The 25,778-nt window shown below is 70.3% G+C and carries 25 protein-coding genes and 1 riboswitch; of the genes, 14 read left to right on the forward strand and 11 right to left on the reverse strand.

Going from position 1 to position 25,778, the window contains the following annotated elements; all coding sequences use genetic code 11:
* Positions 1-7 precede the first annotated feature (7 nt).
* On the reverse strand, positions 8-856 hold the full coding sequence (locus STRIP9103_RS35300; RefSeq protein ID WP_009329911.1) for an alpha/beta fold hydrolase: 849 nt from the start codon (positions 854-856) through the stop codon (positions 8-10).
* 371 nt (positions 857-1,227) lie between these two features.
* Between STRIP9103_RS35300 and STRIP9103_RS35305 the strand changes: the two genes are divergently transcribed.
* The 5 genes from STRIP9103_RS35305 to STRIP9103_RS35325 are packed head-to-tail and all read left to right on the forward strand — an operon-like array spanning position 1,228 to position 5,702.
* Positions 1,228-1,479 carry an acyl carrier protein gene (locus tag STRIP9103_RS35305; RefSeq protein WP_009329945.1) on the forward strand — a complete coding sequence of 84 codons (252 nt, stop codon included), beginning with the start codon at positions 1,228-1,230 and terminating at the stop codon, positions 1,477-1,479.
* Positions 1,476-2,351, forward strand: coding sequence for an SAM-dependent methyltransferase (locus STRIP9103_RS35310; RefSeq protein WP_009329929.1), 876 nt, complete (start codon positions 1,476-1,478; stop codon positions 2,349-2,351). The genes STRIP9103_RS35305 and STRIP9103_RS35310 overlap by 4 nt, the downstream gene beginning before the upstream one ends.
* A gap of 15 nt (positions 2,352-2,366) precedes the next feature.
* Positions 2,367-3,743: an NAD(P)/FAD-dependent oxidoreductase gene (locus tag STRIP9103_RS35315; RefSeq protein WP_009329897.1), complete on the forward strand. Its 1,377-nt coding sequence runs from the start codon at positions 2,367-2,369 to the stop codon at positions 3,741-3,743.
* On the forward strand, positions 3,740-4,750 hold the full coding sequence (locus STRIP9103_RS35320) for an SDR family oxidoreductase (protein ID WP_009329957.1): 1,011 nt from the start codon (positions 3,740-3,742) through the stop codon (positions 4,748-4,750). Before STRIP9103_RS35315 ends, STRIP9103_RS35320 begins: the two co-directional genes overlap by 4 nt.
* 31 nt (positions 4,751-4,781) lie before the next feature.
* Positions 4,782-5,702, forward strand: a complete 921-nt coding sequence (locus tag STRIP9103_RS35325) for an SDR family NAD(P)-dependent oxidoreductase (protein ID WP_009329933.1) — start codon at positions 4,782-4,784, stop codon at positions 5,700-5,702.
* 16 nt (positions 5,703-5,718) lie between these two features.
* On the opposite strand, the gene STRIP9103_RS35330 is transcribed toward STRIP9103_RS35325, so the two are convergent.
* Entirely contained in the window at positions 5,719-6,459 is a 741-nt protein-coding gene (locus STRIP9103_RS35330; RefSeq protein WP_009329921.1) for a 4'-phosphopantetheinyl transferase family protein, read from the reverse strand.
* On the reverse strand, positions 6,456-6,713 hold the full coding sequence (locus STRIP9103_RS35335) for a helix-turn-helix domain-containing protein (RefSeq protein ID WP_009329962.1): 258 nt from the start codon (positions 6,711-6,713) through the stop codon (positions 6,456-6,458). Before STRIP9103_RS35335 ends, STRIP9103_RS35330 begins: the two co-directional genes overlap by 4 nt.
* A gap of 399 nt (positions 6,714-7,112) precedes the next feature.
* Between STRIP9103_RS35335 and STRIP9103_RS35340 the strand changes: the two genes are divergently transcribed.
* Positions 7,113-8,102 carry a beta-ketoacyl-ACP synthase 3 gene (locus STRIP9103_RS35340; RefSeq protein ID WP_009329920.1) on the forward strand — a complete coding sequence of 330 codons (990 nt, stop codon included), beginning with the start codon at positions 7,113-7,115 and terminating at the stop codon, positions 8,100-8,102.
* 52 nt (positions 8,103-8,154) lie between these two features.
* Here STRIP9103_RS35340 and STRIP9103_RS35345 read toward each other — a convergent pair whose 3' ends face one another.
* The 4 genes from STRIP9103_RS35345 to STRIP9103_RS50285 all read right to left on the reverse strand — a co-directional run bounded on the left by STRIP9103_RS35345 (position 8,155) and on the right by STRIP9103_RS50285 (position 12,545).
* Positions 8,155-8,616 carry an NUDIX hydrolase gene (locus tag STRIP9103_RS35345; RefSeq protein WP_048821555.1) on the reverse strand — a complete coding sequence of 154 codons (462 nt, stop codon included), beginning with the start codon at positions 8,614-8,616 and terminating at the stop codon, positions 8,155-8,157.
* Positions 8,617-8,621: 5 nt separating this feature from the next.
* Positions 8,622-9,851 (reverse strand): MFS transporter, encoded by a 1,230-nt coding sequence (locus tag STRIP9103_RS35350; RefSeq protein ID WP_009329958.1) that lies wholly within the window; start codon positions 9,849-9,851, stop codon positions 8,622-8,624.
* A 115-nt stretch (positions 9,852-9,966) separates the two neighbouring features.
* A complete protein-coding gene (gene asnB, locus STRIP9103_RS35355; protein ID WP_048821556.1) occupies positions 9,967-11,847 on the reverse strand; it encodes an asparagine synthase (glutamine-hydrolyzing) in 1,881 nt (626 codons plus the stop codon).
* A complete protein-coding gene (locus tag STRIP9103_RS50285) occupies positions 11,775-12,545 on the reverse strand; it encodes an AraC family transcriptional regulator (protein ID WP_009329889.1) in 771 nt (256 codons plus the stop codon). The genes asnB and STRIP9103_RS50285 overlap by 73 nt, the downstream gene beginning before the upstream one ends.
* Positions 12,546-13,129: 584 nt before the next feature.
* Between STRIP9103_RS50285 and STRIP9103_RS35365 the strand changes: the two genes are divergently transcribed.
* The 5 genes from STRIP9103_RS35365 (at position 13,130) to STRIP9103_RS35385 (ending at position 18,049) form a co-directional block, all read left to right on the forward strand.
* Positions 13,130-14,323, forward strand: a complete 1,194-nt coding sequence (locus STRIP9103_RS35365) for a M24 family metallopeptidase (protein ID WP_009329893.1) — start codon at positions 13,130-13,132, stop codon at positions 14,321-14,323.
* A gap of 62 nt (positions 14,324-14,385) precedes the next feature.
* Positions 14,386-15,429 carry a PLP-dependent cysteine synthase family protein gene (locus STRIP9103_RS35370; RefSeq protein WP_100244070.1) on the forward strand — a complete coding sequence of 348 codons (1,044 nt, stop codon included), beginning with the start codon at positions 14,386-14,388 and terminating at the stop codon, positions 15,427-15,429.
* Complete coding sequence (locus STRIP9103_RS35375) at positions 15,426-16,934, forward strand: 4-hydroxyphenylacetate 3-hydroxylase family protein (RefSeq protein ID WP_009329907.1); 1,509 nt, start codon at positions 15,426-15,428, stop codon at positions 16,932-16,934. The genes STRIP9103_RS35370 and STRIP9103_RS35375 overlap by 4 nt, the downstream gene beginning before the upstream one ends.
* Positions 16,931-17,521, forward strand: coding sequence for an NADPH-dependent FMN reductase (locus STRIP9103_RS35380; protein ID WP_009329916.1), 591 nt, complete (start codon positions 16,931-16,933; stop codon positions 17,519-17,521). The genes STRIP9103_RS35375 and STRIP9103_RS35380 overlap by 4 nt, the downstream gene beginning before the upstream one ends.
* 210 nt (positions 17,522-17,731) lie before the next feature.
* Positions 17,732-18,049, forward strand: coding sequence for a sigma factor (locus tag STRIP9103_RS35385; RefSeq protein WP_009329896.1), 318 nt, complete (start codon positions 17,732-17,734; stop codon positions 18,047-18,049).
* Between the two features lie 131 nt (positions 18,050-18,180).
* Here STRIP9103_RS35385 and STRIP9103_RS35390 read toward each other — a convergent pair whose 3' ends face one another.
* The 4 genes from STRIP9103_RS35390 to gcvT all read right to left on the reverse strand — a co-directional run bounded on the left by STRIP9103_RS35390 (position 18,181) and on the right by gcvT (position 22,750).
* Positions 18,181-19,548 carry an L-serine ammonia-lyase gene (locus STRIP9103_RS35390; RefSeq protein WP_009329937.1) on the reverse strand — a complete coding sequence of 456 codons (1,368 nt, stop codon included), beginning with the start codon at positions 19,546-19,548 and terminating at the stop codon, positions 18,181-18,183.
* A gap of 217 nt (positions 19,549-19,765) precedes the next feature.
* On the reverse strand, positions 19,766-21,043 hold the full coding sequence (gene glyA / locus STRIP9103_RS35395) for a serine hydroxymethyltransferase (RefSeq protein ID WP_048821557.1): 1,278 nt from the start codon (positions 21,041-21,043) through the stop codon (positions 19,766-19,768).
* A gap of 25 nt (positions 21,044-21,068) precedes the next feature.
* Complete coding sequence (gene gcvH / locus STRIP9103_RS35400; protein ID WP_009329950.1) at positions 21,069-21,446, reverse strand: glycine cleavage system protein GcvH; 378 nt, start codon at positions 21,444-21,446, stop codon at positions 21,069-21,071.
* Positions 21,447-21,631: 185 nt separating this feature from the next.
* A complete protein-coding gene (gene gcvT, locus STRIP9103_RS35405) occupies positions 21,632-22,750 on the reverse strand; it encodes a glycine cleavage system aminomethyltransferase GcvT (RefSeq protein ID WP_048821558.1) in 1,119 nt (372 codons plus the stop codon).
* A 170-nt stretch (positions 22,751-22,920) separates the two neighbouring features.
* Positions 22,921-23,019: riboswitch (glycine riboswitch) on the reverse strand.
* A 211-nt stretch (positions 23,020-23,230) separates the two neighbouring features.
* Between gcvT and STRIP9103_RS35410 the strand changes: the two genes are divergently transcribed.
* The 3 genes from STRIP9103_RS35410 (at position 23,231) to STRIP9103_RS35420 (ending at position 25,735) form a co-directional block, all read left to right on the forward strand.
* Positions 23,231-23,908: an AAA family ATPase gene (locus tag STRIP9103_RS35410; RefSeq protein WP_048821559.1), complete on the forward strand. Its 678-nt coding sequence runs from the start codon at positions 23,231-23,233 to the stop codon at positions 23,906-23,908.
* Between the two features lie 44 nt (positions 23,909-23,952).
* Positions 23,953-24,729 (forward strand): enhanced serine sensitivity protein SseB, encoded by a 777-nt coding sequence (locus STRIP9103_RS35415; RefSeq protein ID WP_048821560.1) that lies wholly within the window; start codon positions 23,953-23,955, stop codon positions 24,727-24,729.
* A 211-nt stretch (positions 24,730-24,940) separates the two neighbouring features.
* Positions 24,941-25,735, forward strand: coding sequence for an enhanced serine sensitivity protein SseB C-terminal domain-containing protein (locus STRIP9103_RS35420; RefSeq protein ID WP_009329946.1), 795 nt, complete (start codon positions 24,941-24,943; stop codon positions 25,733-25,735).
* Positions 25,736-25,778: the final 43 nt, after the last annotated feature.

The following is a 25,778-nucleotide window of genomic DNA, read 5'->3' on the forward strand; positions in this document are numbered from 1 at the left end:
GCCCGTGTCAGCCGCTCGCCGACCCCGTGCGCAGCCAGGTGCTCAGGTGCGCGGCGAGGCGTTCGGGCTGGTCCTCGGGGATGAGGGTGTAACTGTCGTCGATCTCCACCAGCTCGCTCTTGGGCAGCAGCTCGGCGAGCCTGCGCCCGTGTGCCGGCGGCATGACCTTGTCCTCGGTGGCCCACACGACGAGCGAGGGCCGGTCGAACTCCCGCAACTTCTCGGCCCAGGCGAGAAGTTCCTCCTTGGGAGGCACCCCGAGTACGTACTTCCGCAGATCCCGGCGGATCTCCGCGGAGGTCCACAGGGGCTCGAACCAGGTGTCCATCACCTCGTGCGGGACGGGCCGCTTGCTCATCCAGCCCCAGGTCATGGGCAGCCGCCGCATCGGCTTCCACTTCAGCAGCCGGAAGGCGAGGTTGATACCGCCCGGCAGCTTCGCGGAGGTGTACAGATTCGAACCGGGCAGGCCCGGCGGGAAGTTGTCGAACGCCTCACAGGACGTGATGACGAGCCGGCCGACCCGCTCGTCCCGGCCCAGGGCGACCAGCGCCTGCGCCCCGCCCCAGTCGCTCATCACCAGGGTGACGTCCCGCAGGTCCAGCGCGTCGAGGAACTCGGCGACGAGCCGGGCCACACCGGGGATCGACAGATCGGCGTCGGGCTTCATCGGCCTGCGGTGCCCGCCGAGCGGCAGCGTCGGTACCACGCAACGGAACTCCCCGCGCAGCGGCGCCACCACGTTCCGCCACAGGGAGCCGTCCATCGCGACGCCGTGCAGCAGGACCACGACGGGCCCGTCACCGCCGGTGTCCTGGTACTCCACGGTGCCCGCCGCGAGCTCTACCGAAGCCATGTCGAATCTCCTTGGTCCTGGTCGGATGCGGGGGACGGGAACGGCCGACGACGGCTGGCCGGGTGATCCTGAGCCAAGCAAAACACCTCAACTCCATTTTCGCCAGCGGTAATTCTCGCCAGGATGATCATTGCCCCAAAGGGCAATGGCGTCCTGTGGAGGTCGTGTGTAGCGTTCGGAGCGCCGTCCCGTGCCGGAACCGCTCGCCGTGCTCTCCACGGCGGTTCGCACCCGGACCTCTCGCATTTCGCCTGCGCCTTTTTCGAGCGGCGGGGCCGCGTCGTACTCCAGTCGCAGTCCGTCGTGGTTCACAGGAAATTCCAGGCGGCAATTCCAGGCGATTGTTTTCTTCTTACCGGAAGGGTATCTCCGTGATCACTGCTGAAGAGGTATGCGACCGTATCGCCAAGAAGCTCGGCAGCAAGGCGAGTTCGTACACCCTGAACGCCGACACGGCTTTCGACTCGGTGGGCCTTTCGAGCCTCCAGATAGCCGACATCGTCTACACCATCGAGGACGACCTCGGCATCGAGTTCGACGAGAGCAAGGCGGCGAGCGTCAAGACGGTGGCGGATCTGGTGAAGCTCGCGGAGGAGAGCGAGCGGGGCAGCGCCGCCGCGTGACGACCATCGACTACCTGGGCGCCACGGCGCAGGCCATACGGCACCACTACGACGTCTCGAACGACTTCTTCGCCCTGTGGCTCGACGAGGACCTCACCTACACCTGTGCGCTGTGGGACTTCGACGACCCGGGCGACACCCTGGAGGCGGCCCAGAAGCGCAAGCTGGACCATCTGATCGAGGGTGCCAGGGCGTCCGGCGCGGGCCGGGTCCTCGACGTCGGCTGTGGCTGGGGCAGCCTGCTCGACCGTCTGGTCAACGTCCATGACGTGGGGCAGGCCGTCGGTCTCACCCTCAGCGACAGCCAGGCCGAACGCCTGCGGGAGGCCGCCCTGCCGCGCACCGAGGTCCGGGTGGAGAACTGGCTCGACCACGAGCCGGCGGAGGGCTACGACGCGATCATCTCGATCGGCGCGTTCGAGCACTTCGCGCGCACGGGCCTGTCCCGCGCCGAACGCGTCGCCGCCTACCGGGAGTTCTTCGAGCGGTGCCGTGCCTGGCTCCCGAAGGGCGGCCGGCTCGCGCTGCAGACCAACGTCAAGGGCAACAACGTCCGGATGGACCGGCAGACGGTCCGCGATCTGATGTTCATCATCGACATCATTTTCCCGGAGTCCGAGATCCCGGCCCTTTCCGAGGTCGTCGAGTCGAGCGAGAAACGCTTCGACATCGTCGCCCTGCGCAATGACCCGGACCACTACAGCCGCACCTGCCAGGAATGGCTGAACCGGCTCCGGGCCCATCGCGACCAGGCCGTGAAGGTGGCGGGCGAGGAGAACGTGGCCAACTACGAGCGCTATCTGGGCGCGACGGTCGGACATTTCGCCAACCGCCACCTCGGCCTGTCCAGGCTGATCCTCGAAGCCGTCTGAGAGGAGGTCCGAGGAATGAACGCGTACAAGAACGCGACGTACAAGAACGCGTACGGGAACGAGTACGAGAACGCGTACAAGCACGTCGTCTACTGGCACGACACCGAGCCGGTCACCGTCGGACCCCCGCTGCGGGAGACCGTCGACTGCGACGTCTGCATCGTCGGCGGCGGCTTCACCGGGCTGTGGACCGCCTACTTCCTCAAAGAGGCCGAACCCGCGCTCGACATCCGTATCGTCGAGGCACACCACTCCGGCTACGGAGCCTCGGGCCGCGCCGACGGATTCGTCACCCCCACCATCGGCAAGGACATCCAGGCGCTGGTCAAGGAGTTCGGTCTGAGCCGGGCCCTGGAGGCCTCGCAGGCCGTGGGCCGGTCGATCCTGGAGATCGGCCGGTTCGCCCGCAAGAACCGCGTCGACGCCGAGTACGAGGCCAATGACTACCTGATGGTGGCCACCGACGCCGCCCAGCTCAAACGCCTCGAACACGACCGCGACCTCGCCGAGCGGATGGGCGCGGCGGGCGCCGGCATCCTGTCGGGCGAGGAGTCCCGGGCGATCATCGGCTCACCCGCGGTGCTGGCCGGCATGCGCACCGGCGGCGCGCTGGTGAACCCCTTCAAGCTCGCCCGCGGCATCGCCCGCGTGGTGCGCGAGAAGGGCGTCACCCTCTACGACAACTCGCCCTGCCTGCGCGTAGAACCGGGCGTACGGCCCACCGTCGTCACCGCCGGCGGCCGGGTGAAGGCGGACAAGGTGGTGCTCGCCACCAACGTCCACATGGACGCCTTCCCCCCGTTCCGCAGGAAGGTCGTACCGATCTGGACGTACGCGATGGTGAGCGAACCCCTCACCGACGCACAGCTCGCCCGCGTGGCATGGGCCGGACGCGAGGGCCTGGTCGAGGCCAAGTCCCTGCTCACCTGCGCCCGATTCACCCACGACAACCGCGTCATGTTCGCCGGCGGACCCGCGCCGTACTACTACGGCCGGGACAAACGGCAGCGGAACATGAACCGGCCCGAGGTCTACCGCGAGATCCACCGGGAATTCCTCCGGTTCTTCCCGATGTGGGCGGACGTCCGATTCACCTACGCCTACGGCGGAACAGCCGACGTCGTCCGTGACTACGCCCCGCACTTCGGTTCCCTCAGCGGCGGAAACATCCTCTACGGGTACGGCTACTGCGGCAACGGCATCGCCGCGACCCACACCGGCGGAAAGGTCCTGCGCGACCTCACCCTCGGCAAGGACACCGACTACTCACGGCTGCTGTTCGTGGACGACGAGCGACGCAGGCCCCCCGCCGACTTCCCGCCGGAGCCCGCCCTCTACGTCGGCGCCCGCGCGGTGGCCCGCCTGATGGGCTGGAAGGAGTCCCGCCTGTGAGCGCCCGCCGCACGGTCCTGCTCACCGGGGCCTCCGGAGTCGTGGGCCGCAGCATCCTGCGGGAGCGGACACCGGCCGGTCCACGGATCATCGCCGCCGCCCACAGCGCGCCGGTCCCCGAGGCCGAGGAACCGCCGGTCGCCCTGGACCTGACGGCGGAACGCCTCGGACTCGACGCGGACAGCCATGCGGCGCTCGCCGCCGAGGTCGACGTCGTCATCCACTCGGCGGGCCTGACCGAATGGGGCCTGCCCGCCGAGCGCTATGAGCCGATCAACGTCGAGGGCACCCGCCGGGTGCTCGAGTTCGCCGAACAGGCGGGCGCCACCGTCCACTTCATGAGCACGGCCTTCGTGGCCGCCCTCGCCCCGGACGCGCCCGTGCCCCTCGGCGAGCGGAACGTCGTCCACCACTACATCCGCTCCAAACTCCGGGCGGAGCGGCTGCTGGCCGACAGCGGTCTGCCGCACACCGTGTTCCGGCCGACCAACCTCATCGGGGACTCCCGCACCGGCTGGACCTCCCAGGGGCAGATCGTCCAGCTGATGTCGGACTGGATCGGCCGGGGCCGGGCGCCGTTCGTCCCCGCCCACCCGGGCATCCGCATGGACTTCGTCCCGCAGGACCTGCTGTCGCGGGCCGTGCTGCGCGCCATCGAACTCGGGGACGACCGGGGCGAGTTCTGGGTGACGTACGGCGAGGAGGCGATGGACGTCGAGACCTGTCTGGAGCTCCTGGTCAAGCACGCCGCCGGGCGCGGCCGTCAGCTGACCGCGCCACCGGTGGTGAACGCCGACGACCTCGACCCCGAGGCCATCGCGCGGACGGCGCCGATGACCCGCTCGTACCTCTCGGTCCTCCGGGACGTCAGCGAGGTCACCCGGTGCAGCGGCGGTGTCCTGCCCACCTCCATGCCCGAGTTGCGCGAGCGCTACGGCATCCCCCGTGTCGACGACACGGCCGCGTATCTGACCGGCCTGGAGTACGCCGCCGAGCACTTCGGCTGAGCGCCCCGGCCACCGACGGAAGGACACTGGCGTGAACGACGCCTGGAACGCCCCGGACCTGCGGGGGAAGGTGGCCGTGGTCACCGGGGCCAGCCGGGGCGTGGGCCGCGGCATCGCGCTCGCGCTCGGTGACGCGGGCGCGACCGTGTACGTCACCGGCCGCAGCACCCGCGCCGGAGCGCGCACCGAGGATCTGCCCGGCACGGTCGACGATACGGCCGACGAGGTGACGCGGCGCGGCGGCACGGCCGTCGCCCTGCGCTGCGACCACTCGGTGGCGGCGGACAACGCGGCCCTCGCCGAGCGGATCGAGGCCGACCACGGCCGACTGGACCTCCTGGTCAACAACGCCTGGGGAGGCTACGAGCGGTCCGCCGAGGTCCGCTTCGACGCCCCCTTCTGGGAGCAGCCGATGTGGCGCTACGAGCTGTTCGAGGCGTCGCTGCGCGGCCAGTACGACGTGACGCGCCGGCTGGCCCCGCTGATGATCCCGCAGGGAAGCGGTCTGGTGGTCGGCATCAGCTTCTCCGACGGGGACATCTACCTCGGCCAGGTCGGCTACGACGTCTTCAAGTCGGCGTCCGACCGCATGTGCCGGGGCTTCGCCGCCGACCTGCGCAAACGCGGTGTCGCGGCGGTCTCCCTGCACCCGGGCTTCGTGCGGACCGAGCGGGTGGAGGCGGCCTGGGACGCGATGGGCAGCGGCCCGGCGTCGGTGGTGCACTCACCGGAGTACGTGGGCCGGGCGATCGCCGAACTGCTCGCCGACCCCGATGTCATGGAGCGCTCGGGCAAGGTGCTGAGCACGGGCGACCTGGCGGTCGAGTACGGCTTCGACGACGTGGACGGGCGCCGTCCGCCGGCGTTCCGTCTGGAGGGCCGGATGACCCTGGCCACCCGGATGCACCGGCTGAACAAAGTGGTGAGCGCGGGCGGCGGTGGACAGCCGTAGCCGGGCCGGCGCGGTACTACGGCAGCCGCAGCGTGGAGACCCGCACCAGGGGGCGCGGGCCGTCCGCCCCGGCGTTGTCGTGGCGTACGGCGACGGCGGCCTGGTATCCCTCGGGCGCGGGCACATCGGCGATGGCCCAGCCCTCCGGGCCCGGCGGCGCCCAGTCGGGCGCCAACTCCTCGGCCAGGCCCACATGATGACGGCCGAGCCCGCCGGGCAGCCCGGTCCCGATGCCCTTGAGGTACGCCTCCTTGCGCACCCAGCAGCCGAGCACGGCCCTCTCCCGCAGGGCGGGGGACAGGGCGGCCACGGCACGCCGCTCCTCGATGTGCAGCCGGCGGGCCGCGCCGTCGAGGCTGTCCCGCATCAGTTCCGCCGACTCGATGTCCACGCCCACGGGAGTGTCCGCGAGCGCGAAGAGGGCGGCGTCGCCGGCGTGCGAGAGCGAGAAGCACGGCTGGGGGCGGCCGGCGATCACCGGCCGCCCGTGCGGCGCCTCGCAGTCCGGCATTCCACAGGGTTCGCGGAGGAACTCCACGTCCTGCGGTGCGATCCCCAGACACCCACCGAGCAGTACCCGGAGGCCCACATGGGAGGTGACATAGCGTTCACGTGCCGCCGGGTCCTGGAACCCGTCGGCCCGCGCGGATTCCCCGTCGTCGAGCATCCATACGCTGTCGGCCGCCGCCGCCGAGTGGTCAGGAATCCACAACAGCCATACGGCGACCGTCCGGGGACCGTCCGGACGACCTGTCACGTGCGCTCGGGACTCTTTCCGCTCGGACGGAGCTCGTCCGCCCACTGCACCGACAAGAGGGTCGCTTCCATCCTGTTCCGCAGTCCCAGTTTCCGCGTGATGCTCGTCAGATGCGCCTTCACCGTTCGCTCGGCGATACCGAGGCGACGGGCGAGGGCCCGGTTCCCCTCGGCGATCGAGAGCACGCTGAGCACCTCGCGTTCTCGCGGAGTCAGTTCCCGCAGGGCAGAGCGCTCAAGCTGCGCCAGGCCCACGGGTCCCCCGAATCCCGTTCCTAATCCGGCATTTTTGACAGTTGGATGATTTTCCCCGTACATGCGCTCTCCAACTACTTGAGATGATCGTCCACCGGAGGAGGAATCAGAAGAGAGCCCTGAAAACCATCAACTGGACATCCACCCCCTTGGTGTCCGCAACCCGCCCGACTATACCGGCGGGTCGAGTGGCTGTCAGCAGTGAAGGCGGTGACCGGAACCCCCGATTCTTCTCGGTGAACCGCCCGGACCGCGCTTCTTCAGGAAACGGTAAAACTTTGATGCTGATGGAATCCTTACTTCCGAACATTGCGCCGATCCGCATTCCATGTCCGCGGAACGGTGAATTGCCGGAAGCCGCCGAACCGACCGCCGCAGACTCACCGAGGTGACAGCGAGTTGTCCAATTCATCTGCACCGGTCGTCCGTGACGGCGCCGTTCGCGCCGCCGGGGCCGGCTCCCGAATCGTCGCCGTCGCGGGCGTACGGCCCAGGCGGATCGTCAGCAATACGGAACTGGGGGAGCCGCTCGGTGTGTCCGCCGAGTGGATCGAGCGGCGCGTCGGTATCCGCGAGCGGCGCTTCGCCGGCCCGGAGGAGTCGCTGACGGGCATGGGCGCCACCGCCGCCGCGAAGGCCCTCTCCGCGGCGGGGCTCACCCCGGCCGACGTCGACGTCCTGGTCCTCGCCACGTGCTCCATGCCCTCGCCCATGCCGAACGGCGCGGCGTCCGTCGCCGCCCTGCTCGGCGTCCCCACCGTCGCGGCCTTCGACGTCAACGCCGCCTGCGCGGGCTTCTGCTACGGACTCGGGATCGCCGACGGCCTGGTCCGCTCGGGCACGAGCCGCTGCGCGCTGGTCGTCGGCGCCGAGCGGATGACCGACTGGGTGGACCCCATGGACGTCGACACCGCCACGGTGTTCGCGGACGGCGCGGGCGCCGCGGTCGTCGTGGCCGCCGAGCACACCGGGATCCACCCGGTGGTGTGGGGCGGCGACGGCGACAAGGCCTCCCTGATCACCATCCCCGACCGGCACGGCAGTGTGACGATGAGCGGCCAGGCCGTCTACCGCTGGGTCACCACCGAGCTGGTCCAGGTCGCCCAGGAGGCCTGTGCGCGTGCCGGGTTGGCCCCGCAGGACCTCAGGGGCCTGGTCACCCACCAGGCCAATCTGCGGATGATGGAACGCCTCGCGACGGGTCTGGGCGCGACCAACGCCGCGGTCGCCCGTGACATCGTCGAGACCGGCAACACCTCGGCGGCCTCCGTTCCCCTCGCCCTCACCCGCCTCATCGACCTCGGCCACATCAGGACCGGGGACCCGGTCCTCCTCATGGGCTTCGGCGCCGGCCTCAGCTACGCGGCCCAGGTGATCTCCTGCCCCTGAACCGCCCGACCCCCGCAGACCGCCTCAGCTCCCGATGATGTCGACCGCCGGCTCACCCCGGGCCGTCTCCTCGTACGGTCGCGAGCGCGCCGTTGTGCCGCAGCAGAGGCAGCACGTGGTCTCGTACGGCGGGCGCGAGCACAAGGTCCTGCTCCAGGCCGGACACCCACCGCAATCCGGCCAGCTCGGCCGCCGGCCGAGGGGTGCGGCTGATGCGGGCCTCGAACACGGTCATCCGCATCGGCACACCCTCCAGCGCGGCCACGGCTTCGACCTGGGCCAGGAAGTGTGGCTCCAGCGGCTCCACACCGAGTTCCTCGTCCAGCTCCCGCACCAGGGTCTGGAGCGCCGTCTCGTCCGTGTCGGGTTTGCCGCCGGGCAGATAGAACACGTCGGGGGCCGCCTTTTTGCTCACCACCAGCAGCCGCCCCTCCCGCACGATCGCGGCGGCCACCACGACCAGTGGGCGCCGGTCGCCCCCCACCGTCCCGTCCTCGGAGGGGCGCTCACGCATATGTGTCACGCGGCCGTCCGCTCGGGACGCAGGAAGGTGGTGACGAGAAGGGCGACGGCACAGAAGGCGATGCCGGTGATCATCACCAGTGACGGCCCCGAGCGGTCGAGGGCGAGAGAACCGAAGAGCGCCCCCAGGGAGATCGAGACGTTGAAGGACAGGACGTAGAGCGAGGTCGCCGCCTCTCGCGCCTGCGGCACGCTGCGGAAGACCAGGGTCTGCAGTGCGACCGGCAGTGCCGAGTAGGCGAGTCCCCAGCTGAGCAGGAACACGATCGCCCCGGGCTTCCAGGTGCCGACCGCGAGCAGCAGGGCCATCGAACCGCCGGTGCCGGCGATGAGGCCGAGGATGACGGTACGCAGCGCCGGGCCGCGTCCGATGACCGCTCCCGCGAGGAAGTTGCCCGCGACGCCGGCGGCGCCGACGCAGAGCAGCAGCACCCCGACCATGCCCGACGGCACGCCGACGTTCCGGAGCAGGAAGGGAGTGATGTAGGTGAAGGCGGCGTAGTGGCCGATCACGACGATGGCGGTCACGCCCAGCGCCGTGCGCAGGTTGCCCATCCTCAGCAGACGGGGCAGCTCGGAGAGATGGACGCCGCCCTGCGGGGGCATCGCCGGCATGAGCACCGCGGTGGCGATGAGCGCGACGGCGCTGCAGGCGGCCAGGGCCCAGAAGGCGGCACGCCAGTCCAGCCACTGGCCGACGATGGTGCCGACGGGGACTCCGACGACCGTTGCCAGGGATATCCCGGAGAACGCGATGGCGGTCGCCCGCACGGAGCGGTCCGGTGGAACCAGCCGTACGGCGATGCTCGCGACGATCGCCCACAGCACGCCGTGGATGAATCCGATCAGCAGTCTGACGAACATCAGCCACGCGTAGTTCACGGCCGTCGCGGTCAGGACGTTGCCCACGACGAACACGGTGAGGATGACGAGCAGGAGCCGTCCGCGGTCGAGCCGGCGGGTGGCCGCGGTGAGGACCGGGGCGAGGACACCCGCGAACAAGCCGTACAGCGTGACCGTCAGCCCGACCGTCCCTTCCGAGACGCCCAGACCGGCCGCCATCTCGGGGAGCAGTCCGATGGGCATCGTCTCGGTCGCGGTCACGGTGAAGACACCGAAGGCGACGGCGAGGACCGCGAGCCACCCTCGGCGAGTGGACGCGGGAAGGGGAACGGGGGGTGCCGCTCCGGCGGACGGTGAGGTCTGTTGCTGACTCGAAGGTGCCAACGTCGTGCTCCGAGACGGGAGGAGAGGCGAAAGGAGGGCCGGGGCAGGGGGGCGATGGCGGCGGGACGGAGCCCCGGCGGACGGCCCGGGACTCCCGTACCGCACCACGGCCGGGTCAGGGCAGCTTGATGGCCGGGGCGTACATGTCGATCCATACGGCCAGGTCCAGCGTCCGTTCCAGTTCGCGGCGGGAGGCCTGGTCGATCTGCGGGGCGTCGGTGGTCACCGCCCGCGCCAGCCTGCCCTTGTCGATCAGGTCGAACACCGGGTGTCCCGGCGTGCTCAGCAGGTCCTTGCACTGCTCACGGAGGGCGGCGGCGTACGTGGGGTCCTGCGTGGACGGGTAGGGGGACTTGCGGCGTTCCACGACGGAGCGCGGCAGGACGTCGGCGGCGGCGGCACGCAGCAGTGATTTCTCCTTGCCGTCGAAGGACTTCAGCGCCCAGGGCGCGTTGTACACGTACTCCACCAGCCGGTGGTCGCTGAAGGGCACCCGTACCTCCAGGCCGGAGGCCATGCTCATCCGGTCCTTGCGGTCGAGCCAGATGCGTACGAACCGGGTGAGGTGCAGATGGCTGATCTTGCGCATCCGCCACTCCGACTCGTCCTCGCCGTCGAGGCGCTGGATGCGGGCGACGGCGTCGTGGTACGAGTCCTGAATGTAGTGGTCGAGGTCGAGTGCCGCGCTCAGCCGGTCGGTCAGCAGGCTCTGCCGCGCCGGCTCGGGAGCGCCGCCCTGCCGGCCCTTGGTGCCTTGGCCGAAGAACTGCTGGTGGCCGGCCAGCCACGGGAAGGTGGTGCCCTCACGGGCCTCGGGGGCGAAGAACTGCCGGTAGCCGCCGAACAGTTCGTCGGCCGACTCGCCGGACAGCGCCATGGTGGCGTGGCCGCGGATCGCCTTGAAAAGGAGGTACAGCGAGGCGTCGAGGTCACCGAGACCCGAGGGGAGATCGCGGGCGCGGATGACCTTCCGGCGGACCTCGGGGTCGGTCAACTCGGCCGAACCGAGCACGATGTCCTGGTGCAGGGTGCCGGACTTCTCCGCCACGTCGTGCACGAAGGGGGTGTCCGGATCCGGGCGCAGTTCGTCGGCGACGAAGTTCTCGGTCAGGCCGACGAAGTCCACCGCGAAGCTGCGCAACTTCTCTCCCCGCCCGGCCAGTTGCGCCGCGGCGATCGCGGTCATGGCCGAGGAGTCCAGCCCGCCGGAGAGCAGAGTGCAGCTGGGCACGTCGCAGACGAGCTGGCGGCGCATGGTGTCGTGGAGCAGCTCACGCACCCGTGCCACCGATGTGTCCCGGTCGTCGGTGTGCTCCCTGGTCTCCAGGGTCCAGTAGCGGGTGGTGCGGATGCCGGTGGCCCGCACCGTGACCACCGTGCCCGGCTCGACCTCGCGCATGCCCTCCCATACGGCGTGTCCAGGCGTCTTGATGAAGGCGAACAGCTCACGGAACCCGTCGACGGTCACGGTGGATTCGGCGATCGGGTTGGCGAGGATGGCCTTGGGCTCCGAACCGAAAAGCACCCCGCCGGGTGTGGGGTAGTAGTAGAACGGCTTGATGCCCGCCCGGTCGCGGACCATCACCAGCTTGTCCTCGCGGGCGTCCCAGATGGCGAACGCGTACATGCCGTTGAGGCGCTCGGCGACGGCCTCCCCCCACTCCAGATAGCCGCGCAGGACCACCTCGGTGTCGGAGCGGGTGGCGAAGGAGTGTCCACGGGCGGCGAGTTCGGTGCGCAGTTCGGGAAAGTTGTAGGTCTCCCCGGCGTACACGATGCTGACGGCGCCGTGGGGGGTGGGCGCACTCATCGGTTGTCCGCCGCCGGGCAGGTCGATGATGGCCAGCCGGCGGTGGCCCAGGGCGACATGCTCGTCGATGTGGGTGCCGAGGCCGTCGGGCCCGCGGCAGGCCATGGTCTCGGTCATGGCGTCCACGGTGGGCTGCTCGGTGCGCAGATCGCGGTCGAAGGCGACCCACCCGGTGATGCCGCACATATGTCTCCTGCCTTTCCTGTTCGGATCGTTCCGGTCGTGGCGTCGAGCGATGCGGTGGGGAACTGGTCGGGAAGGGCGTCGAGCGGGCCGTGTTCCCGGAAGGCGGCCCTGACACCGGAGAACCGTCCGGGAGTGCAGCCGATCATCGCCTTGAAGCTGCGGGTGAAGTGCGCCTGGTCGTGGTAGCCGGCCGCTCCGGCCGCGTCCGCCCACGTCAGGCCGTGTCTCCGATGGCGCAGCGCCTCCTGCAGCCGGAGCACCTGGGCCAGTGATTTCGGCGGCAGGCCGACCTGTTGGAGGAAACGACGTTCCAGCTGGCGGTGGCTCCACCCGGTTTCGGTGGCCAGTTGGCGGATCGGGATCCGTCCCGCGGTGTGGTGCAGTTTCCGCCATGCCCAGTCGACCCGGGGAGAGCAGGGAGGGCCGCTGAGCAGCCGGACGGCCAGCAGTCGGTCGAGAACCGCGAAGCGGGAGTGCCAGTCGGGGTAGGCGGCCAGCCTGTCGACGAAGTTCCGCAGGCGTGCGCCGAGCGCGTCGGCCAGGTCCATGGTGCGGCAGGCCCATGCCTCCATCGGAGCCGCGGTCAGACGGTACGCGGCGAGCGGTGTCAGCAGCACGGTGACGCCGTGCACGGGGCCGATGTACTCGCCCAGCGTCGCCGTGGTGCGGACGCCGACGACCAGCGAGGCGGCGGTCACCGACTGCCGTGGGTCCAGCGCGTTTGCGACACGTAATGGGCTGCCGAATCCGAATACGAGCCTGACCATTCCGTCCGGCGTCACCAGGTGACGGCCGGTTCTTCCTTCTCCCGCCCGGAAACCCCGGTATCCGAGTATGTGACTTTGCGGGCCGAGTTCGGAGGGCTTCCAGGTCGTCTCCTTTGTGCGGGGCGCCGTCGACATGAAATCGAATGCTAGGCATATCGACCGCCCCGGATGAAATTTTCCGCCCCCTCGGGGATATGTGTGAATTCTGTGCAGTATGGCTGTGACGTCACCGGAACCATTTTTGGTACACCAAAACTGTGACATTGAACACGCTGAAACCGGTGCATACCTTCTGATTTCGGAACGCCGGGAATGGCGCATTATGGCGGTTCGGTGGCCAGATGCTGGAAGGGGGTCGCATTCATGCAAGACCGATTTGCCGAGGGCTGTGATGCTGGGCGCGGCAGTGGCGAAAGGAATTTCCGTGTCGTGTGCGAATATCTCTCGCCGGCCCTTCGTGCCTGATTCGCCGGATGCGTCAATTCGCATCCGGAGCATGGAAAGGAACCGATCGAATGCGCGTCAATCATGACCGTCTCCAGCGGAGAATGAATGAGTTCGGCCTGGACGCACTGGTGAGCACCACCGCGGAGAATCTGACGTATCTGACCGGCGTCAGCAGTGTGCACCTGGATATGTTCCCGCATTCGGGGCGGGCCTTCGCCGTGCTGTCCCGGGACACCCGGGCGGGCGCGCTCTTCGTCTGCGGGCGCTGCGAGGTCGACCAGTTCCTCGACGCCGACGAGCCGATCGCCGGGGCCATCGGCTACGGCCCTTTCTATCGGGAACTTCCCGAGGAGGTGGCCCTGGACCACGAAGACGCCCTCTTGCGGGCCGTCTCCGACGACCCCCGCTTCGACGATGCCCTGTCCGCCCTGGTCCACGCGGTGAAACAGGTCTGCCCCGGCGGCGGCCGGGTCGCCGTGGACGAGGAGGGAGTGCCGGCGGACTTCCTCGACGAACTCGGCAAGCGGCTGCCCGGCTGGCAACTGGTGCCCGGTGCCGGGCACTTGCGGCACGTCCGCCAGGTGAAGACCGACCGGGAGACGGAACTCGTCGCGGCGGCGGCGCGCGTCGCGGAGAACGCGATCCGCGCCACGGTCGCCGTGATGCGCGAGGGCGTCACCGAGCGAGAACTGGTCCGCGAGTTCAACCGCTCCGTCGCCTCCCAGGGCGGAACGCCGCGCTTCACCCTGATCCGGATCGGAGCGGGCGCGGTGGCCGGTCAGCGCCGGCCCACCACCACGGCGCTGCGGCGGGGCCAGGCCGTGTGGTTCGACGTCGGGGCCGTGGTCGACGGCTACTGGTGCGACATCGCCCGGGTGGCCACCCTCGGAGACCCCGACCAGCGGCTGGCCCGCCTCTACGAGGCCGTGCTCGCCGGTGAGCAGGCCGCGCTGGACCACGCCCGCCCCGGCATGACCGGCCAGGAGCTCTTCGAGCTCACCGTCGGCGCGGTACGGGACGCCGGGATCCCGCACTACCGGCGCAACCACGTCGGGCACGGCATCGGCGTCGAGGTCTACGACCCGGTGCTGATCCGCCCGGACAGCACGGACCCCTTGCGGACGGGCACCGTGGTCAACATCGAGACGCCGTACTACGAGTTCGGCTTCGGCTGTGTGCACGTCGAGGACCCGTTCGTCGTCGGCCCGGACGGCAACCGCCTGCTGACCACACTGCCCCGGGAACTGATCGTCGTCCGCTGACAGGCCCACCCCCCCCGCATGGAGGCACCGTGATACACGAAAGCCTGTTGGAGACCCTTGGCATGACCCCCGTCATCCGGCTGCGCAAGCTCCTGCCACGGCCGCAGGACCGGATCTACGTGAAACTGGAGGGCGCGAATCCGTCCGGGAGCATCAAGGACCGTGCGGCCCTGTACATGGTCGAACAGGCCGAGCGCGCGGGCCTGCTGCGGCCGGGAGCGACGCTCGTGGAGTCGACCTCGGGCAACCTCGGCAAGTCCCTGGCTCTGATCGGTGCCGTCAAGGGCTACCGGGTGATCCTCGTGGTCGACCCCAAGACGCCCCAGTCCGTACTCGCCTACGCGACGAGCCTCGGCGCGGAACTCGACACGGTCGCCCGGCCCGACGCGAACGGGAGCTATCAGACGGCCCGCATCCGGCGGGTGCGCCAACTGGTCCGCGAGATCCCCGGCGCGTACACCCTGGATCAGTACGACAACCCGCACAACCCGGAGGCACACCGGCTGCACACCGCCCAGGAGATCGTGAAGGACTTCGACCGGTTGTCGGCGCTGGTCGCCACGGTCAGCACCGGGGGCCATCTCAGCGGGCTGAGCGCCGCGCTCAAGGAACGGTTCCCCGCCCTGCACGTCCGGGCCGTCGACGCCGCCGGATCGGCGGCCTTCGGCCACCCGTTCGAGCCGTACCGGATGCGGGGCATCGGCCTGAGCTGGCGCCCCGGCAACCTGGACCGCGGTCCGGTCGACTCCCTGCACCGGGTCACCGACACCGAGGCCCTGTCCGTGTGCCGGGTGCTGGCCGCCGAGGAAGGCCTGCTGCTGGGCGAGTCCGGTGGGGCGGCGGTCTTCGCGGCCCTCGGCTACGCCGCCGCGCACCCCGGCGAGCCGGTCCTGGCCATCGCGCCGGACACCGGGGCCAACTATCTGTACGAGACGTACGACGATCAGTGGCTGCGCGACCACGGCACCCCGCTGGAGGCCCTGTGGCGGACCAGGGACGACCTGCTGCGCCATGCCCGCCACCCACTCCACCCACCGGCCGCCGTGGCAGCGGACTTCGGTCCCGCGGCGGGATCCGGCCAGGTCGTGACGGGAGGGCGGGCATGACCATCCGTACCGGAGCCGAATATCTGCGGGGACTGAGCGACGGACGCGAGGTCTGGCTCGCCGGGCGGCGGGTCGACGACGTACTCGCCGAACCCGTCCTCGCCGCCGCCGCGCACACCGTCGCCCGCCTGTACGACCAGCAGCACGACCCGCTGCTGCGCGAGGTGCTCACCTACCAGGACGGTGGCCGGCGCTACCCCCTGTCACTGGCCGCGCCGCGTGACGCCCAGGCCCTGCGCCGGCGCGGAGCCGCGTTCCGGGCCACCGCCGAGACCACCTTCGGACTGCTGGGCCGGTCACCCGACTTCGTGAACACCGCGGTCACCGCCTTCGCCTCGGCCGCCCCGTTCTTCGACAAGGCCGACCCGCGCTTCGGCCGCAACGTCACCGCCTACCACGCCGCCTGTCTGGACGGCGACCCGTTCCTGTCGCACGCCACCATCAACCCGCCGCTCAGCCGCGCCCACTCCTCGCACGAGCAGGACGATCCCGACGTCCACCTCAGGATCGTCCGGGAGACGAGCGAGGGCGTCGTGGTGCGCGGAGCCAAACTCATCGGCACCCTGGTGCCCGTCGCCGACGAGATCGTCGTCTTCCCGCTGCCCGGATACCGGCCCGGCGACGAGGCGTACACGATCGCCTTCGCGATCCCGGTGGCCACGCCGGGGCTGCGGATCATCTGCCGGGAACCCCTGGTCGCCGACCCCACCCGGCTGCTCAGCACCCCCCTCGCTCCGTACGAGGAGATCGACGCCACCTGTGTCTTCGACGACGTACTCGTTCCCTGGGACCGGGTGTTCTTCCACGGCGACGTCGATGCCGCCAACCGCCTGTACGACGCGACGACCGCCCGGCATCACACCGGCCAGCACGGCATCGTCCGGGGTGCGGTCAAGGCCGAACTCCTCGCCGGTGTCGCCGTCGCCCTGGCCGAGATGTCCGGCACCGACACCTTTCTGCACGTCAAGGAGATGCTGGGCGAGGTGCTGGGAGCCCTGGAACTCGCCAGGGCCGGCGTCCTGGCCGCCGAGGCCGACGCCTCGCCGAGCGAGTGGGGCACCCTCACCCCGGCGATCGCCCCGGTGCTCGCCCTGCGCTACCACTTCCCCAGGATGACCAGCCGGATGATCGAGGTGATCCAGCTCCTGGGCGGCGGCAGCCTGCTGAGCACCCCGGCCGAGGAGGATCTGCGCAGCGAGCTGTGGCCCGGTATCGAGCGCTACTTCCGAGGCGCGCACGGAGTCTCCGCGGAGCAGCGCGTCCGGTTGCTCAAGCTCGCCTGGGACGCCACCGGCAGCGCCTTCGGCCAGCGCCAGATGCAGTACGAGCGCTACCACTCCGGCGATCCGGTACGGCTGGCCGCCGCCCAGTACACGGGTTACGACACCGCCCCCCTGCTGCGGACCGTGCAGCGGGCCATGCACCCGGCGGGACGGCAGGAGGCGGACGGGGCTTCGGGCGCGGACCCGGGGGAGGCCCGCGCGCCGGGGGAGGTCCGCTGGTGATCGCCGCCGAACCCTGCCGGATCCTGGTGCTGGGCGGGGCCGCCGCCCCCTTCTCCCGTACCCGTTCCGTCGCGGAACTCGTCTGCCGTGAGACAGCCGAAGCCGGCAGCACATCAGTCCTGCGCGACCTCGCCGAATACCCGCTCCCGCTGTTGCACACCGAGGCCGACGGCTCGTCGGTCCTGACCGACCTGCGGGCCCAGGCCGAGTGGGCGGACGGCATGGTCCTGGTCACGCCCTGCTATCACGGCAGCTACTCGGGCATCCTCAAGAACTGCCTCGACCATCTGCGCGGGGACGCGCTGCGCGGCAAGCCCGTAGGCGTGGTGTCGGTCGGCGCGTCGCTGACGGCCGTTCAGGCGAGCGAGCACCTGCGCGCGGTCGCCCGCGCCCTGGGCTGCGTCACCGCACCGACCCAGGCCGTGGTGGTGGACGGCAGCCTCACCTGGGGGAAGGACCTGGATCCGGAAACACGCCACCGGATCACACGGATGATCGTCGAGCTGCACGCGCTCGCCGGAGCGACCGCTCTGCTCCGGCAGAGCGCCGCCACCGTGGACGCCCTGTCATCGGCCGACCACCCATGAGGCCGACGCGTCCGCCATCCTCTCCCCCCCCCACGCCGCCGGAACCGCCCCGAAGCTGCGGAACCCACGGTGCGTCGCCTGCCGCTGCCTACGGCGGCTGAGAAGGGGGTGCGGATGCGCAGGCAGCGCGGAAGATACGGCCGGTTGCTGTAATCCCGAGGAGGCGGCGGACACAAACAGTCTGCGAGCATCATCGGAAGGGGAGGCCGTGTGGGCGAGATCGCGGACGAGTGGTCCCGGTTCGAGGCGGTGTACCGGGACTCGTACCACGCCGTGGCGCGGTACCTGGCGCGCAGACTCACCCCGGACCTGGTCGATGACGCTGCCTCGGAGGTCTTCACCATCGCCCGGGAACGCCGGTCGACGAAGCGGGGCCCCGCTCTGCCGTGGCTGTACGGCATCGCCCGGCGGGTCGCCGCCAACGCGCGGCGCTCCCAGGGACGGGCGGACCGGCCGGCCGGCCGACTGCGCAGCGAGGAGGACACGCACGGCGCCTCGACGTGCCCGTCCCCGCCACCCTCGACGTGACCGAGACGTTGGAGCGGGGCAGGGTGCCGACGACCGACGAGAGGCCCTGAGCGATGCCGGCACGCGGGGAATTCATCCGGCACATCCGTGATGGGTCTGGCGGAACACCGCTGCGTCTTCGGCCTGTCCCCTCAGCACTCGATGATGTTGACCGCCAACCCGCCCCGCGCCGTCTCCTTGTACTTGACGCTCATGTCGGCGCCCGTGTCCTTCATGGTCTTGATGACCTTGTCCAGGGACACCTTGTGGGAGCCGTCGCCGCGCATGGCCATGCGGGCGGCGGTGACCGCCTTGACCGCGGCCATGCCGTTGCGTTCGATGCAGGGGATCTGGACGAGGCCGCCGACGGGGTCGCACGTCAGGCCCAGGTTGTGCTCCATGCCGATCTCGGCGGCGTTCTCGACCTGTTCGGGGGAGCCGCCCAGGACCTCGGCCAGCGCACCCGCCGCCATCGAGCAGGCGGAGCCCACCTCGCCCTGGCAGCCGACCTCGGCGCCGGAGATGGAGGCGTTCTCCTTGAAGAGCATGCCGATGGCACCGGCGGCCAGCAGAAACCTCACCACCCCGTCCTCGTCCGCGCCCGGCACGAAGTTGATGTAGTAGTGCAGGACGGCGGGGATGATGCCGGCCGCGCCGTTCGTCGGGGCCGTCACCACCCGGCCCCCCGCCGCGTTCTCCTCGTTCACGGCCATCGCGTAGAGCGTGATCCACTCCATCGAGCGGGCCAACGGTTCGCCCTCGGCGCGGAGTTGGCGGGCCGAGACGGCGGCGCGGCGGCGGACGCGCAGGCCGCCCGGCAGGATGCCCTCGCGGGACATGCCCCGTGACACACACGCCTGCATCACCCGCCAGATGTCCAGCAGCCCGGCGCGGATCTCGTCCTCCGTGCGCCAGGCGCGTTCGTTCTCCAGCATCAGCGCGGAGATGGACAGACCCGTCTCCTTCGTCTGGCGGAGCAGCTCGTCGCCGGTGCGGAAGGGGTACTTGAGGGGCGTGTCGTCGAGTTTGATGCGGTCGGCGCCCACGGCGTCCTCGTCGACCACGAAGCCGCCGCCCACCGAGTAGTACGTCTTCGACAGCAGCTCGGCACCCGTGGCGTCGTACGCCCAGAGCGTCATGCCGTTGGCGTGGTACGGCAGTGCCTTGCGGCGGTGCAGGACCAGGTCCTTGGCGAAGGAGAACGGAATCTCGTGTTCCCCGAGGAGCCCGATCCGGCCCGACTCCTTGATGCGCTCCACCCGTTCGTCCGCCGTCTCCACGTCCACGGTGCGCGGTGAGTCGCCCTCCAGGCCCAGCAGTACGGCCTTGGGGGTGCCGTGGCCGTGGCCGGTCGCGCCCAGGGAGCCGTACAGCTCGCACCGCAGCGAGGCCACCGACGACAGCAACTCCTCGTTGCGCAGCCGGCGGGCGAACATACGGGCGGCGCGCATGGGGCCGACCGTGTGGGAGCTGGACGGGCCGATACCGATCGAGAACAGGTCGAAGACCGAAATGGCCACGGTGACTCCTCAGAACGGGATGGCGCGAAGGGGGGAGGGAGCGACGGGGCGCCGCGCGCTCTGGAAGCACACCTCCAGTGTGCGCGGCGCCCTCGACGAGCGGCATTGCGTGCCCATGAAGCCGGGGTTACTTCCCGGGGGCCGCCGCCAGGGGTACTTCGTTGCTTCTTGAGGACTGCTTCCCGAAGGTTGCTTCCCAAGGGCTGCTTCCCGAGAGCTACTTCCCGAGGCCGGGGTACAGCGGGTGCTTGTCGGCGAGGACCTGCACCCGTGCCTTCAGCGCCTCGGCCTCGGCCTCCCCGAAGGGAGAAGGCGCCTTGAGGGTCTCGGCGATGACGTCCGCGACCTCCGCGAAGTCCTCGGCCGTGAACCCGCGCGTCGCCAGCGCCGGGGTGCCGATCCGCAGGCCCGAGGTCACCATCGGCGGGCGCGGGTCGTTGGGGACGGCGTTGCGGTTGACCGTGATGCCGACCTCGTGGAGACGGTCCTCGGCCTGCTGCCCGTCCAGCTCCGACTCCCGCAGATCCACCAGGAGAAGGTGCACGTCCGTGCCACCGGACAGCACGTTCACCCCGGCCTCGCGGGCGTCCGCGGCCGTCAGACGCTCCGCCAGGATCCGTGCGCCCTCGACCGTACGGCGCTGCCGCTCCTTGAACTCCTCGCTCGCCGCGACCTTGAAGGACACCGCCTTCGCCGCGATCACATGCTCCAGCGGGCCGCCCTGGAAGCCCGGGAACACGGACGAGTTCAGCTTCTTCGCGAAGTCCTTCTTCGCCAGGATGATCCCGCCACGCGGTCCGCCCAGGGTCTTGTGCGTCGTGGAGGTGACCACGTCCGCGTACTCGACCGGGTTCGGGTGCAGCCCCGCCGCGACCAGACCGGCGAAGTGGGCCATGTCCACCCACAGGTACGCCTCGACGGCGTCGGCTATGCGGCGGAACTCGGCGAAGTCCAGCCGGCGCGGGTACGCCGACCAGCCCGCGATGATGACCTTCGGCCGGTGCTCCTTGGCGAGCCGCTCGACCTCGTCCATGTCGACGAGACCGTCGTCCCCCACGTGGTACGGGACGACATTGAACTGCTTGCCGGAGAAGTTCAGCCGCATCCCGTGCGTCAGGTGCCCGCCGTGCGCCAGATCGAGGCCGAGGACGGTGTCACCGGGCTGGGCCAGCGCGAACAGCGCCGCCTGGTTGGCGGAGGCGCCGGAGTGCGGCTGGACGTTGGCGTACTCGGCGCCGAACAGCTCCTTGAGGCGGTCGATCGCGATCTGCTCGGTGACGTCGACGTGTTCGCAGCCGCCGTAGTAGCGGCGGCCGGGGTAGCCCTCGGCGTACTTGTTGGTCAGGACCGAGCCCTGGGCCTCCATGACCGCGAGGGGCGCGAAGTTCTCGGAGGCGATCATTTCCAGGGTGGACTGCTGGCGGTTCAGCTCGGCGTCGACGGCGGCGGCGACCTCCGGGTCCAACTCGTGCAGGGACGTGTTCAGAAGCGACATCTCAGACATGAAGGTCTACGACTCCTCAGCCGGCGGTGTGGGCGGTGTACTCGTCGGCGGAGAGCAGATCGGCCGGCTCCTCCGCGACGCGTACCTTGAACAGCCAGCCGCCCTCGAACGGGGCGGTGTTCACCAGCGACGGGTCGTCGACCACGTCCTCGTTGACCGCGGTCACCTCACCGCTGACCGGCGAATACAGTTCGCTGACCGACTTCGTCGACTCCAGCTCGCCGCAGGTCTCGCCCGCGGTCACCGTGGAGCCCACGTCGGGGAGCTGGGCGTAGACGACATCGCCGAGCGCGTTCGCCGCGAACTCCGTGATGCCGACCGTCGAGACGCCGTCCTCGGCGTCCGACAGCCACTCGTGCTCCTTGCTGTAGCGCAGCTGCTGGGGGTTGCTCATGGCCTGAATTCTCCTGTACGCGGGGGAGTGCTGATGACTGGGGGGACTGCTGAAACCAGGGATGAGCTGAGCGGATCTGCCCAGCCTCACCCTGGACGGCTACGCCGCTGTCGCTCACGGACGTCTACGCCACTCTCGCTCGCCGACGTCTTCGCCGATGCCGCTTCCGAACGTCTACGACGGTGTCACTTCTGCCGCTTGTAGAAGGGCAGCGCCACGACTTCGTACGGCTCGTGGGTGCCGCGGATGTCCACGCCGACCCCGGCCGTGCCCGGCGCGGAGTGCGCGGCGTCGACGTACGCCATGGCGATGGGCCGGCCCAGGGTCGGGGAGGGGGCGCCGGAGGTGACCTCGCCGATGACCTCGCCGCCGGCGGCGACCGGGTATCCGGCGCGCGGGACCCGGCGGCCCTCGGCGACCAGCCCGACGAGGACGCGCGGCGGGTCGCTCTCGGCCCTGGCGGCGGCCTCGGCGAGCGCCGTACGCCCCACGAAGTCGCCCTCCTTCTCGAACTTCACGACCCGCCCGAGCCCGGCGTCGAACGGCGTCAGCTCCGTGGACAGCTCATGCCCGTACAGCGGCATCCCCGCCTCCAGGCGCAGCGTGTCCCGGCAGGACAGCCCGCAGGGCACCAGGCCGATGCCCTCGCCCGCCTTGGTCAGCGCCTGCCACAGCTCGACGGCGTGCTCCGGCTTCACGAACAGCTCGAAGCCGTCCTCGCCGGTGTACCCGGTGCGCGCGATCAGCGCCGGGACACCGGCGACCGTGCCGGGCAGGCCCGCGTAGTACTTGAGGCCGTCGACGTCGGCGTCGGTGAGGGACTTGAGGATGCCGGGCGACTCGGGGCCCTGGACGGCGATCAGCGCGTACGCGTCCCGGTCGTCGCGCACCTCGGCGTCGAAGCCGGTGGAACGTTCCCGCAGCGCGTCCAGCACCACCTGGGCGTTGGAGGCGTTGGCGACGACCAGGTAATCGGTCTCCGTGAGCCGGTAGACGATCAGGTCGTCGAGGATGCCGCCGTCCTCGCGGCAGATCATGGTGTAGCGGGCGCGGCCCACCTTCACGCCCCCGATGTCGCCGACGAGGGCGTGGTTCAGGAGGCCGGCCGCCTGCGGCCCGGTCACCGTGATCTCGCCCATGTGCGAGAGGTCGAAGAGCCCGGCCCTCGTCCGGACGGCGTTGTGCTCGTCGCGCTCGGAGCCGTACCGCAGGGGCATGTCCCACCCCGCGAAGTCGGTCATCGTCGCGCCCAGCGAGCGATGCAGGGCATCGAGCGCGGTATGGCGCAGGGGACTGCTGTTCATCGGTTCTGCTCCCAAGGCATGACAGGCGAGGAAAGTTCCTCCCCATCTGTCATCGGAACCTGAGAGGTTCATCACGACCGTACGTACGGGGGTTGTGACCGTACGTACCCGTGGCCGTGACTTGCACCGTGGGTGGAGCCGCCGCGAAGCGGCTCGCTTTTCAGATGTGCCTCGCCCGCGCGGTATCTGGGCCTGAGAGATTCAAGGGAGGGACTTGCTCCTTCGGCGCCCCGGCGAACGACTGCCGAGGGCTCTCCCGCGCGGATTCAAGCGGCCGGTATGCAGTTGGCGCGCACATCATTGCACGCATCGGCGCGGCACGGCAGGGGGACCGTCCACAGGTGGGGGACAGGGGCAACAGGCGGGCACCGCCGGTCCGTAGCACTCTTGTGGCAGTACGAGGACTGAACCCGGAGGGATCGGGCATTACCTTCTCTTTACAGTCGGTGGGGATGGGTCTTCCAACCCCTGGGGAGGACGATCACGGTGAACAGGACCACGGCGTACGCGACGACCTCGGGCATCGCGCTGCCCAAGCAGCCCGCGGCCCCGGCCGGTGAGGCGTGCGGCCCGTTCCCGAGGGCGGTCGTCCGCGACCTCAGGGAGCGGGGCGGGCGCAGTCCCCATGAGCTGTCCTTCGGGCCGGATGACCTCGTCGTTGTCACCGGGCTCCCCGGCAGCGGCAAGTCGACGCTGATGCGGCGGGCCGTGCCGGGCATCCGGATCGACTCCCAGGACACACGTGACCGTTTCGACGCCCGCCTCGCCCGGTTCCTGCCGTACGCCGTGTACCGGCCGTTCGTGCGGCTCGCCCACTACGCCGCGCTGCGGCGGGCGCTGCGGTCCGCAGAGGGCGTCGTCGTACACGACTGCGGGACGCAGGCGTGGGTCCGGCAGTGGCTGGCCCGGGAGGCCCGCCGGCGTGGCGGCACGCTCCATCTGCTGCTTCTCGATGTCAGCCCCGGGCAGGCCCGGGACGGTCAGCGAAGTCGCGGCCGCGGGGTGTCGCCGTACGCGTTCGCCCGGCACCGGGGGGCGATGGCTCGGCTGTTGCGGGCGGTGGAGAAGGGGCGGCTGCCGGAGGGGTGCGGGTCGGCGGTGCTGATCGACCGGGACGCGGCGGATGTGTTGACGAGGATCGGGTTTGGGGCGCATTAAAGTTCAGGGACAACAGCATCGCGGAGTGAAGCGGTAGGCGGCAGATGGACTTCCCGGCGGACTTTCCGGCACAGGCGTACCCCCATGGGCATGGGGGGTGGCCCGGTAATGAGCTGGAGGAGGTGCTGTCCGCGTCCCTGGGGGTGCCGTCGGCGGGGGCTCGGATCGTGGAGGTGCTGGCCAGGAGCTTCGTGTGGGTGCCCCTGCCGGAGGGCGGGGGGCCGAGCAGTACGCAGCTCGATCTGCCGACCATGGAGATCGACGGTCAGGCGTATGTGCCGGTGTTCAGCTCCGAGGAGCAGTTCCGTCAGGTCGTCGGCAACCACATGTCGTACACGATCGCCCCGGCCGTGGAGTTCGCGCGAGGACTGCCCCCACAGGCGGGTCTCGCCCTGAACCCGGACGGTGTCGTGGGCGTCCCGCTGCCGCCGCCCGCCGTGGCCGAACTCTGCCGGGCCGGACGCGCCCCGCTGGACGGTGGGGCGAGCGGCGCCCGGGTCCGTCTGTTCGAGCCGGACTGGCAGGACGACCCGGTCGACTTCCTCGCCGCCGCCTCCGCCGAGTTCGGCGCGTCCGGCGTCGTCCTCTCCGCCCGCCGCTGCCTGGCCGCCATCGAGACCGCCGCCCCCGTCATGTTCATCGGCGTGGAACTCGGCTCCTGGGAAGCCGACCGCACGGTCCCCCTGGCAGCCCTCGGCCGTGCCCTGGCCAAGGCCCCCGTCCGGTGGCCGGTCAACATGGTCTTCCTGGACGTGGCCCAGGACCCGGTGGGCGACTGGCTGCGCGAGAAGGTACGGCCCTTCTACCAACAGGGTTATTGACCGGATTCCCGTCAGGGGCACGGGTCTGCTCCGGCCGAGGGCAGCGCCCCTTCAGGGGCGCGGGGAACTGCGCGAGCGACCACGACGAACCCGCACCCCGCGACGCACACCACCACCCGAGCTCTGACCGGCTCGACCCGCACACCACTTAAGCTGGACTTCTAACCAGGGTCCAACCCCAACCCAGGCTCAAAAGCGAAGGGCGGCCAACGTGAGCGCGAGCGGCATCGCGACCGGGCAGGTCGAGCACATGCTGCGCCAGGTGACGCCCGGGCGTTACGACGCCTACGAGGCGCTGCTGCGTGCCCTCGCCGCCCCCTCCACCGGCCAGATCTGGATGCTCCTGTGGCACGGCCAGGCCGGCTCCCCGGACGCGCAGTACGGGAACATGGAGGTGGACGGGTTCAACTACGCCCCGTGCGTGACGTCCGCCCAGGAGCTCTCCGCCAGTGGCTGGAACCGCAGCTACGAGGTCGTCGACGGCCTGGACGTGGCCCGCACGCTCTACCCCGACCACTACGGCCTCTGGCTCAACCCGCACGCGCAGGGCGGCGGCGTCGGCATCCCCTGGCTGGATCTGCGCCGTATCGCCACGGGCCTGGAGCGGCAGCCGGCCGGCCCGCTCCGGCTGTCCGAACCGTCCATCGAGATCCCGCAGTTCTACGCGCTGCTGACGCAGAACGCCCACCGCACCCCGGCCGTGCGCTCCCTGCGCCGCGCCTGGGTGCAGCCCGCGCTCGGCGCGCCGTATCTGGCCATCGGCCTCGATGTGTACGACACTTCGCCGCCCGCCGTGGACTCGGTGCGCGCGATGATGCAGCAGTCGATCGGCGCGGTCCCGGACGGACTGCCCGTCTCCACCGTCGCGATGTCCGACGAATACGACCCGGTCGCGATGTGGCTGCGCGCCGCCGCGCGCCCCTTCTACGACCGCGAGGCCCACGCCGCCCCGGCCCCCCAGCAGGCCCCGGCGGCGGGCGGATACGGGTACCCGGGCGGCTACTGACTCGTCTTCGCGGGCCTCACCTGCCTGCCCAAAACGGTGGAGC

Source organism: Streptomyces ipomoeae 91-03 (assembly GCF_000317595.1).
GTDB lineage: Bacteria > Actinomycetota > Actinomycetes > Streptomycetales > Streptomycetaceae > Streptomyces > Streptomyces ipomoeae.

Bases quoted from the DNA above. Each gene is read 5' to 3' on its own strand.
- STRIP9103_RS35300 (WP_009329911.1), bottom strand. From the start codon at position 856: ATGGCTTCGGTAGAGCTCGCGGCGGGCACCGTGGAGTACCAGGACACC.
- STRIP9103_RS35315 (WP_009329897.1), top strand. From the start codon at position 2,367: ATGAACGCGTACAAGAACGCGACGTACAAGAACGCGTACGGGAACGAG.
- STRIP9103_RS35345 (WP_048821555.1), bottom strand. From the start codon at position 8,616: ATGCGTGAGCGCCCCTCCGAGGACGGGACGGTGGGGGGCGACCGGCGC.
- asnB (WP_048821556.1), bottom strand. From the start codon at position 11,847: ATGTGCGGCATCACCGGGTGGGTCGCCTTCGACCGCGATCTGCGCACC.
- STRIP9103_RS35365 (WP_009329893.1), top strand. From the start codon at position 13,130: ATGCGCGTCAATCATGACCGTCTCCAGCGGAGAATGAATGAGTTCGGC.
- STRIP9103_RS35370 (WP_100244070.1), top strand. From the start codon at position 14,386: ATGACCCCCGTCATCCGGCTGCGCAAGCTCCTGCCACGGCCGCAGGAC.
- STRIP9103_RS35375 (WP_009329907.1), top strand. From the start codon at position 15,426: ATGACCATCCGTACCGGAGCCGAATATCTGCGGGGACTGAGCGACGGA.
- glyA (WP_048821557.1), bottom strand. From the start codon at position 21,043: ATGTCGCTTCTGAACACGTCCCTGCACGAGTTGGACCCGGAGGTCGCC.
- gcvH (WP_009329950.1), bottom strand. From the start codon at position 21,446: ATGAGCAACCCCCAGCAGCTGCGCTACAGCAAGGAGCACGAGTGGCTG.
- gcvT (WP_048821558.1), bottom strand. From the start codon at position 22,750: ATGAACAGCAGTCCCCTGCGCCATACCGCGCTCGATGCCCTGCATCGC.
- STRIP9103_RS35415 (WP_048821560.1), top strand. From the start codon at position 23,953: ATGGACTTCCCGGCGGACTTTCCGGCACAGGCGTACCCCCATGGGCAT.